Source organism: Mycoplana sp. MJR14, from assembly GCF_029210525.1.
Classification (GTDB): Bacteria; Pseudomonadota; Alphaproteobacteria; order Rhizobiales; family Rhizobiaceae; genus Mycoplana.
Genome location: NZ_JARGEO010000004.1, coordinates 524,923 through 539,494, shown reverse-complemented (window position 1 = coordinate 539,494; position 14,572 = coordinate 524,923). Strand labels below are relative to the sequence as shown.

Sequence of the window (14,572 nt, the reverse complement as noted above, 5' to 3'; positions counted from 1 at the left end):
GGAATGGCTCGCCGCACACGCGGCGGGCCATTCGTCGTTTGGGGACCGTGACGGCGCCCGCATCGGCGCCCCTTTCGGCGCCACTGCCGACCGCGCTTGTCCCGGCACCACCCCGCATCCGCCTCCGAGGCCAGCAAATAGGATGCAACGCAAGGGTGCGCGACCGCTAACCGATGCGGCGTCTACGGCATTTGCCATAGCCCCTCACCTCCCCCTCGACCGCCTGCCTACCTCATGGGTGGATCGTCCCACACACTTCATAGGCGGTGGCGAGGGAGGGGCCGTTTCGCCCATTGGCTGTGTTCGTTTCCGGACAGTCCGTGCGTATAACCCTAGGGGAAGAAAGAACTTCCGGCATTCCGCACCTCGCCGCGACAGTTGCGGCGCCTGCGTGCTGCCGAAGGCCATCGGCCCGGTCGCTCGACCCCGCCGACCCGTTGAACCCGTTCCGCCCCTTGAGGAGAAGACACGCCATGGCCACACCGGAGTCACTCACTTTCGAAGGCATTCCGCTGACGGGCGACATGGATGGCGATGACACCTCGAGCCTCGGCGGCAGCGAGCGGACGATCGGCAACTGGACGATCAGGCTGCTCGACGCGGAGGACAAGGTCGGCTCGCCCCTGACCGAGTTCCTCGACGTCATCAGCGACGACGAGGAATCGGTCCTCGTGAATCCGGACGACCTCGGCCTGCGCGTCCTCGGCACGCTGGACACGATCGCCGCGGCGGAGTTCGCCTCGACCGATGGCTCGAAATTCTGGCTCAAGAGCTTCCACATCGACAACTACGGCATGGGAACGGCCGAGAACGGCGTCTATTCCGACACCGTCCGCGTCGTCGGCTATGCGGACGGGGTCGAGGTCGTCCATCAGGATTTCGACGTGAAGGATTTCGACGACACCCTGGTGACGCTGCAGGGCGAGTTCTGGCGGTCCATCGACACGTTCCGGATCGTCCAGCCGGACGGAGCGGCCGACATCGCCTTCGTGATCGACGACATCATCGTCGACGACGTTCCCGTGCCGCCGGCGGTGACGAGCGTTTCGTCGACGGCGGCCGACGGCGTCTACGCGGTGGGCGACGCGATCACCATCACCGTGACGTTCGACCAGGCGGTCGAGGTGACCGGAACGCCGCTGCTGCGTCTCGAGACCGGCGCCACCGACAGGAACGCCACCTATGCCGGCGGCAGCGGTTCGAACACGCTGACCTTCACCTACACCGTCCAGGAGGGCGACACCGCCGCCGACCTCGACTATCTCTCGAACGCCGCGCTGGAGCTGAACGCCGGCACGATTGCGACCGACGACGGCGTCGCGGCGCTGCTGGCGCTGGCCGCGCCGGGTGCCGCCGGCTCGCTCGGCGGCAACAAGGCCATCGCCGTGGACGGCGTGCGCCCGACCGCTGCGATCGTGGTGACTGACGACGACCTCGTTGCCGGCGAGACCAGCACCGTCACGATCACCTTCAGCGAGGCCGTCACCGGCCTGTCGACGGCGGATTTTTCGGTCGCCAACGGCTCGCTGTCGGGACTTGCCTCCTCCGACGGCGGCAAGACCTGGACCGCCACGCTCACGGCCAAGGCCGGGGTGACGGATGCGACCAACCTCATCACGCTCTACAAGGCCGGCATCGCCGATCTCGCCGGCAATGCCGGGACCGGCAAGGCGGTGTCGAACAACTACGCCGTCGAGCGCGCGCCGAATGCGCCGCCGCAGCTCACCGGCGACCTGAAGGCGACGGTGAAGGAGGGCGGCAGCTACAAGCTGACCACCGCCGACCTGAACTTCTCCGACGCCGACGACAGCGCCGCAGGCGTCCGCTTCACGGTCTCCGCCCTGTCGAACGGCAAGGTCTACGTCAACGGCAAGGCGGCTTCGAGCTTCACCGGCGCAGACCTCGCCGCGGGCAAGGTGAGCTTCGTCCACACCGGCTCGGAGACGACCAAGGCCGCCTTCAAGGTGTCCGTCGAGGACGGCAACGAGGACGGCTCGACGCCGGTCGCCAAGAGCTTCAACCTGACCGTCACCCCGGTCAACGACGTCCCGACGCTCGTCGCCGGCCAGACCCTGTCGCAGATCGCCGAGGACGCCTGGACGGGCGCGGCGCGCAAGGTGGCGACGCTTTCGGTCTCCGATCCCGACGGCGGCAGCAACCGGCTGTCGCTCTCCGGCAGCGACGCCAAGCTGTTCGAGATCGCCAACGGTGCGCTCTGGCTGAAGAAGGGCGCCAAGCTCGACTACGAGACCAACCGTTCGCTGGACGTCACCGTCCGCCTCGACGACCCCTCGATCGGCACCGGGCACGAGGCATCGAAGTCCTTCAGGATTGCCGTCACCGACTCGATGGAAGAAAAATACGGCACCTCGGGCAACGACCGGCTGAGCGGAACCTCAGGCAAGGACGCCCTCTACGGCAAGGGTGGCAACGATGTCCTCTCGGGCGGCGCCGGCAACGACCGGCTGAACGGCGGCAGCGGCGTCGATCTGCTGACCGGCGGCGCCGACCGCGACACCTTCGTCTTCGCCGCGATCAACCATTCCGGACTCGGCAACGACAGGCGCGACACGATCACCGACTTCGTCCACGCGCAGGACAAGCTGGACATCTCCGCCATCGATGCGAACAGCCATCGCTCCGGCAACCAGGATTTCGTCTGGAGCGGCAAGGGCGGCTTCGACGGCAAGGCCGGCGAACTGGTCTTCCGCACCTTCGACGAAAAGGGCACCAAGAACGACCGCACCGTCGTCTACGGCGACACCGACCACGACCGCCACGCCGACTTCCAGATCGAACTCACCGGCATCATCAACCTGACCAAGGGGGATTTCATCCTCTGAGGAAGGGCGAGCCGGCCAGGAGGCATATGGGGGGCAGGTCGGGAACGCGAGCGTTGGGATAGACACTGCGGGTGCGGCAGAGGGGCAAAGCCTCGACGCGGACGTCTATAACGATGTCATGGCGGGAAGGCTTTCCGGCATGACGTAACACGATGTCGCTGGTATGCTCGTGGATCGTGAGTTCATGCGGAAGCGCAGGGCGAGCATGCGCGTGACTTGAAACATTCGATCATCCGAGGAGTTACACGAATGCCTGGCAAAAGTTAGTGGCGCTAAATTTGATTGGCGCGACCTTATGCGAAAGTGTTAACAAACTTTCATGATAATGACGTTGCAACGAACGGCTTGAAAGCTAACATTAGAAAGATGAAGAAGCGCCGGACTAGGAACGAAGCTATGAAAGCCAAAGCCTTCACGAAGGGTTTTGTGGATGGCTTCACTGTGCCATTCACATTTTTCATCCATCGCGACCTGAAGCCCAGCAACTATAGGGTGAAGGTCGACTCCGCGTGGGACGACGTGGGGGCAGCCGTTCGTCAATCGATGAGGGACGAGGGACTCCTAGTTGACGAAACAACCACAACGCCGCGGCGTCGCATCTCCAAAAAACAAGTCGCAGCCTGATCAGCCAGAAACCATTGAAGGGGAAGTCGAAAGCCGACTTGAGCCCGTCCTTTCAAATTTGTCTCGCGTACAGCGAGAGCAAGTGCTTTCAACTGTTGTAAGCATTGTCCAGACGGAGGCTTACTCCGGGCCACTGCCTCACCCACGTCACTTCGCCGACTTCGATGCGGTTCTCCCCGGAGGGGCGGAGCGCATCCTGACTATGGCTGAGAAGTCCCACGAACATAATCTCGCTGTGGCTAAGAGAGCGCAGGTATGTGACCAGCGATACCGGGTTCTTGGTATGTGGCTAGGCTTCTCGGCGCTGATATTGCTTGTCGCGGCCGCTGTCTATGCAGGGATGAACGGGAACAACGTTCTTGCCGGACTTTTGCTTGGGACTGGCGTGTTAAGTTCGATCGGGGTTTTTGTGTCCGCCCACATAAAGAAATGACCCGCATGGGCGTTTTGCTGTGCAATGATGCGCGACCTTTGGTGGACGCACTGCTCAACTACTCCGCACAATCAGTTCGCTTTTTCTAAAGTGTCCGGCCGCCAGCCTGGAAGCAATCCGACACACCTAGCCCAACGCCGTCTCGCGAAGAGTGCCATTGAGCTCATGGCGAAGCCGGGAAGGCGACTGAGGCTCGGAACGGGAATGAAAGTGTCCAGAGAAAGGAACTGCCTGCAGCCTTCTGGATACTTTGAAGCAAAAGGTACAACAAAATCAACGGAAAATTTTGCTGTTGGTGCCCCATGCCGGAATCGAACCAGCACTCCTTTCGGAACTCGATTTTGAGTCGAGCGCGTCTACCAGTTCCGCCAATGGGGCATCGCAGCAGGTGACAGGGACGCCTCTACCACGAGGCCGCGCGGGCGCGCAAGTCGCGACGCCCCGTTGCGGGACGGCAAAGCGGAGGCAGGGCGCCGGGGACAGTTGCGGCGGACGGCCGCGCCGGCCATAGTGCGGCCGCAGTGACGTTTACAACGGGGGCGGAGCTGCTAGAAATGCAACCCCTTGAACCGGAACCCTTTCATGCTCCGACGCCTCTACGACTGGACCATGTCGCTCGCCGCACGCAAGTCGGCCGAGGTCTGGCTTGCCGTCATCGCCTTCGTCGAAAGCTCGGTCTTTCTCATTCCCGCCGACGTGCTGTTCCTGCCGATGGGGCTGGCCCGCCCCGAGCGGCTCTGGCGCTATGCCCTGGTGGCGACGGTCGCCTCCGTGCTCGGCGGCGTCGCGGGCTGGTATCTCGGCCACTACGCCTTCGAGGCCATCGCGAAACCGGTGCTGGAATTCTATGGCAAGCTCGACGCATTCGAAGAGCTGCGCGCCTCCGTCGGCTATGAGACGCTGGTCCTGCTGCTCGTCACCTCCGGGGTGGCGCACCTGCCGCCGATCAAGGTCGTGACCATCCTGTCGGGTGCGGCCAACATCAATCTCGGGCTCTTCATCCTCTCGGCGATCCTTGCGCGCGGCGCCCGCTTCTTCTTCCTCGCCTGGCTCCTGCGCCGCTACGGCGCGCCGATCCGCGATTTCATCGACAAGCAGCTGGGCCTGATCGCGGGCGTCGGCGCCGGTCTGCTGATCGCACTCTATGTTGCCTATCGTTACGTCGCCGCCTGAACGGAATGCCTGCCATGTCGCTTGCCCTCAAAGACCGCTCCACCCTGCCTTTCGCCCTTCTCCTCGCCCTCGGCATGACCGCAACGGTCGGCGGCGCGCTCGGCTTCGAGCATATCGGCGGCTATATCCCCTGCGCGCTCTGCCTGCTGCAGCGGCTGCCCTACTACTACGGCATCCCGGTCGCGGTGCTGGCGGCGCTGTCGGCAGCGCTCGGCGGGCCGTCCTGGCTGACGCGGCTCCTGCTGCTCGTCGTGGGGGTGATGATGCTGGTCGGGGCGGGGCTCGGCGTCTACCACGCCGGCGCGGAATGGGGCTTCTGGGAGGGTCCTGCGACCTGCGCGACGACCGCCCAGGGCATCTCGCAGAATGCCGGCGACCTGCTCGGCGACCTCGACGCCAAGAAGCCGCCGTCCTGCACGGAAGCCTCGCTGCGCGTCCTCGGCCTGTCCTTTGCCGGCTGGAACGTAATCGCGAGCCTCATCCTGGCTGCGATCGCCTTCGCCGGCGTCCGGGCGAAGAAGGCGCACTGACGTTCGGGAAACGGATCAGGGACACGCGCCTGGGCTGGCGCCGCGGGCCGGGCGTTCTGCAAGGCCGAACGTCAGGGCTGCAGTTCGACATCCCAGTAGAGATAGTCCATCCAGCTTTCGTGCAGGTAGTTCGGCGGGAACAGCCGGCCGTTGTTGTGCAGGTCCTGCACCGTCGGCTGGTAGGGCTGCTGGTGCGGGAACATGCCGGCCTGCTTGGGCAGCTTGCTGCCCTTGCGCAGGTTGCACGGCGAGCAGGCCGCGACGACGTTGCACCAGGTCGTCTCGCCGCCATGGGCGCGCGGCACCACATGGTCGAAGGTGAGATCGTCCGGCGAGCCGCAATACTGGCACTCGAACCTGTCGCGCAGGAAGACGTTGAAGCGGGTGAAGGCCGGATGTCGCGAGGGCTGCACGTAGGTCTTCAGGCTGACGACGCTCGGCAGCCGCATGGTGAAGCTCGGCGAAGAGACCGAGTGTTCGTATTCCGCGATGATGTTCACACGGTCGAGGAAGACTGCCTTGATCGCGTCCTGCCAGGACCAGAGCGACAAGGGATAGTAACTCAGCGGCCTGTAGTCAGCGTTCAGGACGAGCGCCGGCAGGGCCTGTGGTGAAACTGAAATCGTCAAGTGATTCTCCTGACCGATTCGGCATCTGCCCTTGTATATTAGGCCCGTTGTTACAGCATTGTGAAGCCGGAAAGAAAATGCGGGGCGCGTATTTAACCCTTTGCAACCCTGTCGCGAAAGCCTCACGCAAGCGGCGTGCCGTCGCGGCGCATCTGGCGGGCGTAGTAGGCCCAGAAAAGGCGTGCCGAGACGCCGCGCCACGGCGACCACATCTGCGCGATCTGCTCGAGTTCGGCGGCCGAGGGACGGACGGGCAGGCCGAGCGCATGGCCGACCGCATTCTGCAGCGCCACGTCGCCGGAGGGGAAGATATCCGGATGGCCGGCGCAGAAGAGAAGGTAGACCTCGGCCGTCCATCGCCCGACGCCCTTGATCGCCGTCAGCGCGCGGATCGCCGCGACGGCATCGAGGTGGCAGACCGCGTCGAGGTCGACGTCGCCGCGGTCGACCGCCTCGGCGACCCGCCTCAGCGTCTCCGCCTTCGCCCGCGACAGGCCGGCGGCCCGGTTGTCCGCCTCGCTCAGGCCGAGGACGTGGTGCGGCGTGATCTCGCCGGCGATCGCCTCGAGCTTGCGCCAGATCGCATCCGCGCTTGCGCGCGAGACCATCTGCGACACGATGATGCCGGCAAGGCCGCGATAGCCGGGATCGTGCAGCCGCAGCGGCACCGGCCCCGCCTTGTCGATCACGGCAAACAGCCGCGCGTCGAGGAGCGCCAAGTCGACGAGGCCGGCGGAGACGTCCTCCTGCGTTCTGATCATGTGCAGTTGCATGCCATATCCACTATCGCGCTTGCGGCCTTCCGGCCACCCGCCCCATTGGCGCCAGCGTCCAATTCGTGCATGAGCATCTGATGGATTCGCAATCGTCAAGGCAAGCCGTCTTTCGCTTCGCGCCGAGCCCCAACGGCCTGCTCCATCTCGGCCATGCCTATTCGGCCCTGCTCAACCACGATCTCGCCCGGAAGACCGCCGGACGGTTCCTGCTGCGGATCGAGGATATCGATACCGCGCGTTGCCGGCCAGAATATGAAGAGGCGATCCATCGCGATCTTCGCTGGCTGGGGATCACGTGGGAGGAGCCGGTGCGCCGGCAGTCGGAGCATTTCCCCTTCTACCAGCAGGCGCTCGAGAACCTGATCGATCGCGGCCTGGCCTATCCTTCCTTCCTGAGCCGCGGCGAGGTGCGCGAACGGGTCGAACGCTGCGAGGCGGCGGGCGGGACCTGGCCGCGCGACCCCGACGGGGCGCCCTGCTACCCGACGGAGGAGCGAACGCTCGACCGGCCGCGCGCCGAGCGCTGGATCGCCGAAGGCCGGCAGCATGCCTGGCGCCTCGACATGGAGGCGGCGATCGCGGCCGCGCGCGACCGGCTGGCCGGCCGGCCGCTCGGCTGGACCGACACCGGCTGCGGCCCGCAAGGGGAAACCGGAACGATCGCCGCCCGGCCCGAGCGCTGGGGCGACATCATCCTGTCGCGTCCCGATGCGCCGTCGAGCTACCACCTGTCGGTGACGCTGGACGACGCGCTGCAGGGGGTGACCCATGTCGTGCGCGGCCGGGATCTCTTCAATGCCACCGCCGTCCACCGCCTGCTGCAGGTCCTGCTCGACCTGCCGGAGCCCGCCTACCATCACCACGGGCTGGTGCTCGGCGATGACGGACGCAAGCTGTCGAAGAGCAACAGGGATACCGGGATCGCCGCCTACCGGGACAAGGGCCTGTCACCGGCGGACCTGCGCCTGCTGTTCGCGCGCGATGGCCTCGTCCTCGATGGGCTCCGCCTCGGCTGACAGGCTCTGCGGCGCGGGCTTCCGGCCGCGCAGCCGGTCGAGGATCACGCGCTTGACCCGGTATTTCAGCAGCGCGGCATTGATCTCCGCGCCGAGGATGAAGATCACGCCGATGATGTAGAGGAAGACCAGCGCGATCATGATCGACGCCAGCCCGGCATAGGTCTTCACATAGGTGGAGAAGGCGGCGAGATAGGAGGCGAACAGATAGGCGCCGACGGTCCAGGCGATCATCGTCAGGATGATCCCGGGCAGCACGTCGGCGATGCGGCGGTGGCCGGCGGGCAGCCACAGATGGGCGATCAGCAGCCCGACGAACAGCACCACCAGCGTTCCGAAGATGCCCCACTCCAGCACCAGCGAATAGACGTATCCGAGCCAGGGGATCCACTGGTCGGTCGCGCGCACGGCGAGCGGCGCAGCAACGAGCACGATGCTGATCGCCGCCAGCGCCACGACGCCGAGGATGACGAAGCCGAGGCTGGCGAGCCGGGTGACGTACCACCACCGCGTCTCCGCCACCCGGTAGGCGCGGTTCAGCGAGATACGCAACGCCTCGACGCCGTTGGAGGCGAAATAGGCGGCCGCGAGCACCGAGACCGTCGCCAGCCCGCCGCGCGGGATCGTCAGCACGGCGACGACCTCGCGGGATATGGGATCGGCGATCGAGGCCGGCCAGGTGTCGAAGATCAGGTGGACGGCGGTATCGGCGAACTGGTCGGCGCCGAGAAAGGAGCCGAGCGCGGTGCCGAAGATCAGGAAGGGAAACACCGCCAGCAGCGTCGACAGGGCGACATGGCTCGCCATCGCCCAGCCGTCGTCCTCGGAGAAATGCCAGATCGCGTCGAACACGACCTTGTAGAGGAGGCGTAGTGCGGTCGGCATGTCCCTCCCCTTCTTCGGCCGCCTCTCCATCGAGGCGGGTCCTGTTGGCGCGATTGCCAGCGCCCGGTGAATATGGGAAACGAAACGGAATTTGTACAGGAAATCGCATGGCCGATCCCGTCTCCACGACAAGAACGATCATCGTCACCGGCTGTTCCTCCGGCATCGGCGCCCATTGCGCCCGGGCGCTGAAGAAGGACGGATGGCGGGTCTTCGCCACTGTCCGCAAGCAGGCCGACCGCGGGCCGCTCGAGGCGGACGGTATCGAGACGCTGGTGATGGACTATACCGACACGGCCTCCATCACAGCACTCGCCGACACCGTGCTCGATCGCACCGGCGGCCGGATCGATGCCCTGTTCAACAACGGCGCCTACGGCCAGGCCGGCGCCGTGGAGGACCTGCCGGCCGAAGCGCTGCGCCTGCAGTTCGAGACCAACGTCATCGGCTGGCACGACCTGACCCGCCGTCTCATTCCCGCCATGCGCCGGCAGGGCCACGGCCGGATCGTGCAATGCTCGTCCATCCTCGGCATCGTGCCCTATCGCTGGCGCGGCGCCTACAATGCCTCGAAATTCGCGATCGAGGGCCTGTCGCTGACGCTGCGCATGGAGCTTGCCGGCTCCGGCATCCATGTCAGCCTGATCGAGCCCGGCCCGATCGAGTCGCGCTTCACCGCCAATGCGATCCCCTACATCGAGAAATTCATCGACATCGAGGGCTCGGTCCATGCGGCGGAATACCGGCGGCAGATGAAGCGGCTGCGCGGCGAGAGCGCGCCGGCCCGCGGCAAGCTCGGCCCGGATGCGGTCTATGACGTGCTCCGGCACGCCCTGAATGCGCGCGTGCCGCGCCCGCACTACATCGTCACCTCGCCGGCGCGGAAGGGGGCGCTGCTGAAGAAGCTGCTGCCGGCCGCGCTCTTCTACCGCATCATCGGCCGGCTGGGATGAAGCGGCGATGCGACCGGGCCAAGCGCCCGCCGAACAATCTCTGGACATTCCCCTTCGAACAGCGGAATTTTGATCAATGTCTACTTTCCTGACCTACCTCACCCTCATCGTCATGGGCCTCGTCGCGATCGTGCTGATCCGCGGCCTGGCCAACATGCTCAAGGGCGGAAGCGGCAACAAATCCAACAAGCTGATGCAGATGCGCATCCTGTTGCAGGCGATCGCCATCATCCTCATCATGCTGACGCTGTGGGTGACCGGCGGCGGCCGGCCGTCTTGAGGGGACTGCCATGGTCAAGCTGAACAAGATCTACACCCGCACGGGCGACGACGGCACGACGGGGCTGGTCTCCGGCCCGCGCCGCAAGAAGCACGACGCCCGCATCGAGGCCTATGGCGAGGTCGACGAGACCAATGCGCTGATCGGGGTGGCGCGCCAGCATGCCGCGGCCTTCCCCGAGCTCGACCGGATGCTGATGCGCATCCAGAACGACCTGTTCGACCTCGGCGCCGACCTCGCCACACCCGAGACCGGCGAGAAGCCCGCCTACGAGCCGCTGCGGATCGTCCAGAGCCAGGTCGACCGGCTGGAAGCCGAGATCGACAGGCTGAATGCCGATCTCTCGCCGCTGCGCTCCTTCGTGCTGCCCGGCGGCTCCCCGCTCGCCGCCGCCCTGCACGTCGCCCGGACGGTCGCCCGCCGGGCCGAGCGCCGCATCGTCGAGCTGGCGGAACGACAGGGGGAGGCCGTCTCGAAGGAAGCGAACGCCTATATCAACCGGCTGTCGGATCTCCTCTTCGTCGCCGCCCGCTGGGCGAACGACAAGGGCGCCCGGGACGTGCTCTGGGTTCCGGGGCAAAACCGCTGACGGACGGCGCATCGCCAACGAAAGGACGTTCATGTTCATACCGCTGCACGATGCGAATTCGCTGAAATACATCAAGGTGCAGTACGTCACGATCGGCCTGATCCTGGTGAACGTGGCCGTCTGGATCATAGCCGGGCTCGTCGCAAGCCAGACCTTTTCGGACGAGACCGTCGTCGGCCTCGGCTACATTCCGGCCGTCGTCTTCGACTATGCCGAACTCGCACCCGGCCTGGTTCTGGTGCCGGAGGATGCGACCTACGTCACCTATGCCTTCATCCACACCGACTTCCTGCATCTGGCGACGAACATGCTGTTTCTCTGGGTGTTCGGCGACAATGTCGAGGACGCGCTGGGCCATCTCCGCTTCCTCGTCTTCTACCTGGCCTGCGCGGCCGCCGGCGCCCTCGTCCACGGCCTCTTCCAGCCGGCGTCCGAAGCCCCGCTGATCGGCGCGTCGGGAGCGGTCTCGGGCGTGGTCGCCGCCTACCTCCTGCTGCACCCGAAGGTGCGTGTCTGGGTGCTCGTCTTCTTCCGCATCCCGCTGCCGCTGCCGGCCGTCGTACCGCTCGTCCTGTGGATCGGCCAGCAGTTCTACATGCTCTTCCTCGACCCCCAGGGCGGCATCTCCTGGGGCGCCCATGTCGGCGGGATCCTCGCCGGCGCCATCCTCGTCGTGCTCTTCCGCCGGCGCGGCGTGCCGCTGTTCGACCGCACGGTGGTGACGCCGCAGGCGGTGCGACATAAGGAAGCAACGCCGGCCGGGGACGGGACCATGGAGGCGGCGCGAAACACGCCGCCGCTTCGCTGGGGCCGCTGATCCTCCCGCCCGTTGGCGTCGCGCAGATTTACGTTGACGTTAACGTCAAAAATATGCAGATGGATTCGGCGGAGGAGCCTGCCGAAAGAATTGAACTTGGGGAAAAAACGCGTATCGATGTCGCCAACCGACAATCGGACCGCGCTTCGATAGCGCAATTTCCCATCCGGGCATTGGAAGGAGTTACCATGAAGATCCTGGTCCCCGTGAAGCGGGTTGTCGACTACAACGTGAAGATCCGCGTCAAGGCCGATGGCACGGGCGTCGAGCTTGCGAACGTGAAGATGTCGATGAACCCGTTCGACGAGATTTCCGTCGAAGAGGCGCTGCGGCTGAAGGAAGCCGGCAAGGCCGAGGAAGTGGTTGTCGTCTCGATCGGGCCGGCCAAGGCCGAGGAGACGCTGCGCACGGCGCTCGCCATGGGCGCCGACCGGGCGATCCTGGTCGAGACCGACGACGCCGTCGAGCCGCTCGCCGTCGCCAAGATCCTGAAGGGCGTCGCCGAGGCCGAGAAGCCCGGCCTGATCATCGTCGGCAAGCAGGCGATCGACGACGACAGCAACCAGACCGGCCAGATGCTGTCCGCCCTGCTCGGCTGGGCGCAGGGCACGTTCGCCTCGAAGGTCGAGATCGGCGACGGCAAGGCCAAGGTGACCCGCGAGGTCGACGGCGGCCTGCAGACGATCGAGGTCAAGCTGCCGGCGGTCGTCACCACCGACCTGCGCCTGAACGAGCCGCGCTACGCCTCTCTGCCGAACATCATGAAGGCGAAGAAGAAGCCGCTCGACAAGAAGGCGCCGGCCGATTTCGGCGTCGACACGACCGCGCGGCTGAAGGTGCTGAAGACGGAAGAGCCGTCCGGTCGCAAGGCCGGCGTCAAGGTCAAGAGCGTGGCCGAACTCGTCGAGAAGCTCAAGTCCGAAGCCGGCGTGCTCTGAGGAAGAAGGGAGAAACTACCATGGCCATTCTCGTTCTGGCTGACCACGACAACGCCCATCTTTCCGACCAGACCGCCAAGGCGCTGACGGCAGCGACGAAGATCGGGTCCGACGTGCACGTGCTCGTCGCCGGCGCCGGCGCCAAGGCGGCCGCCGAACAGGCGGCGAAGCTCTCCGGCGTCTCCAAGGTGCTCGTCGCCGAGGACGCCTCGCTCGCCAACAACCTGGCCGAGCCGCTGGCGGCCCTCATCGTCCAGCTCGCCGGCAACTACGACACGATCGTCGCCGCCGCCACCTCCGTCGGCAAGAACGTCATGCCGCGCGTGGCGGCCCTCCTCGACGTCGCCCAGGTCTCCGAGATCATCGAGGTCGTCTCGCCCGACACCTTCAAGCGCCCGATCTATGCCGGCAACGCCATCCAGACGGTGCAGGCGACCGACGCCAAGAAGGTCGTCACCGTGCGGACCGCCTCCTTCGCCGCCGCCGCCGAAGGCGGATCGGCCGCCATCGAGACGGTGGCCGCCGCCGCCGATCCGGGCCTTTCCACCCATGTCGGCGATGCGCTGTCCTCGTCGGATCGTCCCGAGCTGACCTCCGCCAAGATCATCATCTCCGGCGGCCGTGCGCTCGGTTCGGCGGAGAAGTTCAAGGAAGTGATCCTTCCCGTCGCCGACAAGCTCGGGGCCGCCGTCGGCGCCTCGCGTGCGGCCGTCGATGCCGGCTACGCCCCGAACGACTGGCAGGTCGGCCAGACCGGCAAGGTCGTCGCCCCGCAGCTCTACATCGCCTGCGGCATCTCCGGCGCCATCCAGCACCTCGCCGGCATGAAGGATTCGAAGGTCATCGTCGCGATCAACAAGGACGAGGAGGCGCCGATCTTCCAGGTCGCCGACTACGGCCTCGTGGCCGACCTGTTCGAGGCGCTGCCGGAGTTGCAGAAGGCACTCTGAAAACGCGATCCCGGGGTGCCCGACGCCACGAATAATCGCTGGAAAAAATTGTCGCACCCCTTTATCACTGCACCGGACCGGCACTTGCCGGCCCGGTTTTTCTTTGTTCTGGGGCCGGTCTTCGGACTGCAGCGGTGGGCAGAAAGATGAGCACGATCAGGAATGTCGGTATTGTCGGTGCGGGCCAGATGGGCTGCGGCATCGCCCATGTCTGTGCCGCTGCAGGCTACAAGGTCCAGCTCTACGACCTGTCGATGGAGCGCATCGAGGCGGGCCTCGCCACGATCCACGGCAACCTTGCCCGGCAGGTCTCCTCCGGCAAGATGTCGGAGGAGGAGCGCAAGGCGGCGCTGTCCCGCATCAAGGGCTCCAACGACGTCAACGACCTCTCGCAGGCCGACCTCGTCATCGAGGCGGCGACCGAGGACGAGACCGTCAAGCGCAAGATCTACGGCCAGGTCTGTCCGGTCCTGAAGCCCGACGCGATCCTGGCCACCAACACCTCCTCGCTGTCCATCACCCGGCTGGCGTCCGCCACCGACCGCGCCGAGCGCTTCATGGGCATCCACTTCATGAACCCGGTGCCGGTGATGAAGCTGGTCGAGCTCGTGCGCGGCATCGCCACCGAAGAGGTCACCTTCACCACCGCCAAGGAATTCGTCGCCACCCTCGACAAGACGGTCACCGTCGCCGAGGACTTCCCCGCCTTCATCGTCAACCGCATCCTGCTGCCGATGATCAACGAGGCGATCTACACGCTCTACGAGGGCGTCGGCACGGTCGACGCGATCGACACCGCGATGAAGCTCGGCGCCAACCACCCGATGGGCCCGCTGCAGCTGGCCGACTTCATCGGCCTCGACACCTGCCTGTCGATCATGCAGGTGCTCTACGAGGGGCTCGCGGATTCGAAGTACCGCCCCTGCCCGCTCTTGGTGAAATACGTCGAGGCCGGCTGGCTCGGCCGCAAGTCCGGCCGCGGCTTCTACGACTATCGCGGCGAAGTGCCCGTCCCGACGCGCTGACGGCCCGTAGCGTCGTTCTCGCGGCAGGCGATCCGGCGGAAAGATTTTCGCCGCTTTCCTATCTCATTGGTGGCTGATTTCTCGGAAGCGTCGCGTGTCCCGGCTAGGTTG

At 65.7% G+C, this 14,572-nt stretch carries 15 protein-coding genes and 1 tRNA gene; 12 read left to right on the top strand and 4 right to left on the bottom strand.

Going from position 1 to position 14,572, the window contains the following annotated elements; genetic code table 11:
- The first annotated feature begins 473 nt into the window (after positions 1-473).
- Both P0086_RS13120 and P0086_RS13115 read left to right on the top strand, forming a co-directional pair.
- Positions 474-2,843 (top strand): Ig-like domain-containing protein, encoded by a 2,370-nt coding sequence (locus P0086_RS13120; RefSeq protein WP_275786079.1) that lies wholly within the window; start codon positions 474-476, stop codon positions 2,841-2,843.
- A gap of 396 nt (positions 2,844-3,239) precedes the next feature.
- A complete protein-coding gene (locus P0086_RS13115; RefSeq protein ID WP_275786076.1) occupies positions 3,240-3,467 on the top strand; it encodes a hypothetical protein in 228 nt (75 codons plus the stop codon).
- Between the two features lie 726 nt (positions 3,468-4,193).
- Here P0086_RS13115 and P0086_RS13110 read toward each other — a convergent pair.
- Positions 4,194-4,278: transfer RNA gene (locus P0086_RS13110), tRNA-Leu, on the bottom strand.
- Positions 4,279-4,482: 204 nt separating this feature from the next.
- On the opposite strand from P0086_RS13110, the gene P0086_RS13105 reads away from it, so the two are divergent.
- Entirely contained in the window at positions 4,483-5,073 is a 591-nt protein-coding gene (locus P0086_RS13105; protein ID WP_112595200.1) for a YqaA family protein, read from the top strand.
- A gap of 5 nt (positions 5,074-5,078) precedes the next feature.
- On the top strand, positions 5,079-5,603 hold the full coding sequence (locus P0086_RS13100; RefSeq protein ID WP_275786072.1) for a disulfide bond formation protein B: 525 nt from the start codon (positions 5,079-5,081) through the stop codon (positions 5,601-5,603).
- Positions 5,604-5,674: 71 nt separating this feature from the next.
- On the opposite strand, the gene P0086_RS13095 is transcribed toward P0086_RS13100, so the two are convergent.
- Together P0086_RS13095 and P0086_RS13090 are read right to left on the bottom strand one after the other, a co-directional pair.
- On the bottom strand, positions 5,675-6,232 hold the full coding sequence (locus P0086_RS13095) for an HNH endonuclease (RefSeq protein ID WP_112595204.1): 558 nt from the start codon (positions 6,230-6,232) through the stop codon (positions 5,675-5,677).
- A 122-nt stretch (positions 6,233-6,354) separates the two neighbouring features.
- Positions 6,355-6,999 carry a DNA-3-methyladenine glycosylase gene (locus tag P0086_RS13090; RefSeq protein ID WP_112616086.1) on the bottom strand — a complete coding sequence of 215 codons (645 nt, stop codon included), beginning with the start codon at positions 6,997-6,999 and terminating at the stop codon, positions 6,355-6,357.
- An 86-nt stretch (positions 7,000-7,085) separates the two neighbouring features.
- Here P0086_RS13090 and gluQRS point away from each other — a divergent pair, with 86 nt between their 5' ends.
- Complete coding sequence (gluQRS, locus tag P0086_RS13085) at positions 7,086-8,024, top strand: tRNA glutamyl-Q(34) synthetase GluQRS (protein ID WP_275786069.1); 939 nt, start codon at positions 7,086-7,088, stop codon at positions 8,022-8,024.
- On the opposite strand, the gene P0086_RS13080 is transcribed toward gluQRS, so the two are convergent.
- Positions 7,956-8,909: a YihY/virulence factor BrkB family protein gene (locus P0086_RS13080; RefSeq protein WP_275786065.1), complete on the bottom strand. Its 954-nt coding sequence runs from the start codon at positions 8,907-8,909 to the stop codon at positions 7,956-7,958. The two genes, gluQRS and P0086_RS13080, sit on opposite strands and share 69 nt — an antisense overlap.
- A 107-nt stretch (positions 8,910-9,016) precedes the next feature.
- Here P0086_RS13080 and P0086_RS13075 point away from each other — a divergent pair, with 107 nt between their 5' ends.
- The 7 genes from P0086_RS13075 (at position 9,017) to P0086_RS13045 (ending at position 14,461) form a co-directional block, all read left to right on the top strand.
- The gene (locus P0086_RS13075; RefSeq protein WP_275786062.1) at positions 9,017-9,862 is read left to right on the top strand and encodes an SDR family oxidoreductase; all 846 of its coding nucleotides are present in this window, start codon (positions 9,017-9,019) and stop codon (positions 9,860-9,862) included.
- Between the two features lie 76 nt (positions 9,863-9,938).
- Positions 9,939-10,142: a twin transmembrane helix small protein gene (locus P0086_RS13070; protein ID WP_112608470.1), complete on the top strand. Its 204-nt coding sequence runs from the start codon at positions 9,939-9,941 to the stop codon at positions 10,140-10,142.
- A 10-nt stretch (positions 10,143-10,152) separates the two neighbouring features.
- Complete coding sequence (locus tag P0086_RS13065; RefSeq protein ID WP_112595214.1) at positions 10,153-10,731, top strand: cob(I)yrinic acid a,c-diamide adenosyltransferase; 579 nt, start codon at positions 10,153-10,155, stop codon at positions 10,729-10,731.
- A 31-nt stretch (positions 10,732-10,762) separates the two neighbouring features.
- Entirely contained in the window at positions 10,763-11,548 is a 786-nt protein-coding gene (locus P0086_RS13060) for a rhomboid family intramembrane serine protease (RefSeq protein WP_275786057.1), read from the top strand.
- A 188-nt stretch (positions 11,549-11,736) separates the two neighbouring features.
- Entirely contained in the window at positions 11,737-12,486 is a 750-nt protein-coding gene (locus P0086_RS13055) for an electron transfer flavoprotein subunit beta/FixA family protein (protein ID WP_112600615.1), read from the top strand.
- A 20-nt stretch (positions 12,487-12,506) separates the two neighbouring features.
- On the top strand, positions 12,507-13,436 hold the full coding sequence (locus P0086_RS13050; protein WP_112595221.1) for an electron transfer flavoprotein subunit alpha/FixB family protein: 930 nt from the start codon (positions 12,507-12,509) through the stop codon (positions 13,434-13,436).
- A gap of 146 nt (positions 13,437-13,582) precedes the next feature.
- Positions 13,583-14,461, top strand: a complete 879-nt coding sequence (locus P0086_RS13045; protein WP_112595223.1) for a 3-hydroxybutyryl-CoA dehydrogenase — start codon at positions 13,583-13,585, stop codon at positions 14,459-14,461.
- Positions 14,462-14,572 lie beyond the last annotated feature (111 nt).

Excerpts from the sequence above, each read along its gene's own strand:
- P0086_RS13120 (WP_275786079.1), top strand. The coding sequence starts at position 474 with ATGGCCACACCGGAGTCACTCACTTTCGAAGGCATTCCGCTGACGGGC.
- P0086_RS13115 (WP_275786076.1), top strand. The coding sequence starts at position 3,240 with ATGAAAGCCAAAGCCTTCACGAAGGGTTTTGTGGATGGCTTCACTGTG.
- P0086_RS13105 (WP_112595200.1), top strand. The coding sequence starts at position 4,483 with ATGCTCCGACGCCTCTACGACTGGACCATGTCGCTCGCCGCACGCAAG.
- P0086_RS13100 (WP_275786072.1), top strand. The coding sequence starts at position 5,079 with ATGCCTGCCATGTCGCTTGCCCTCAAAGACCGCTCCACCCTGCCTTTC.
- gluQRS (WP_275786069.1), top strand. The coding sequence starts at position 7,086 with ATGGATTCGCAATCGTCAAGGCAAGCCGTCTTTCGCTTCGCGCCGAGC.
- P0086_RS13080 (WP_275786065.1), bottom strand. The coding sequence starts at position 8,909 with ATGCCGACCGCACTACGCCTCCTCTACAAGGTCGTGTTCGACGCGATC.
- P0086_RS13075 (WP_275786062.1), top strand. The coding sequence starts at position 9,017 with ATGGCCGATCCCGTCTCCACGACAAGAACGATCATCGTCACCGGCTGT.
- P0086_RS13070 (WP_112608470.1), top strand. The coding sequence starts at position 9,939 with ATGTCTACTTTCCTGACCTACCTCACCCTCATCGTCATGGGCCTCGTC.
- P0086_RS13065 (WP_112595214.1), top strand. The coding sequence starts at position 10,153 with ATGGTCAAGCTGAACAAGATCTACACCCGCACGGGCGACGACGGCACG.
- P0086_RS13060 (WP_275786057.1), top strand. The coding sequence starts at position 10,763 with ATGTTCATACCGCTGCACGATGCGAATTCGCTGAAATACATCAAGGTG.
- P0086_RS13055 (WP_112600615.1), top strand. The coding sequence starts at position 11,737 with ATGAAGATCCTGGTCCCCGTGAAGCGGGTTGTCGACTACAACGTGAAG.
- P0086_RS13050 (WP_112595221.1), top strand. The coding sequence starts at position 12,507 with ATGGCCATTCTCGTTCTGGCTGACCACGACAACGCCCATCTTTCCGAC.
- P0086_RS13045 (WP_112595223.1), top strand. The coding sequence starts at position 13,583 with ATGAGCACGATCAGGAATGTCGGTATTGTCGGTGCGGGCCAGATGGGC.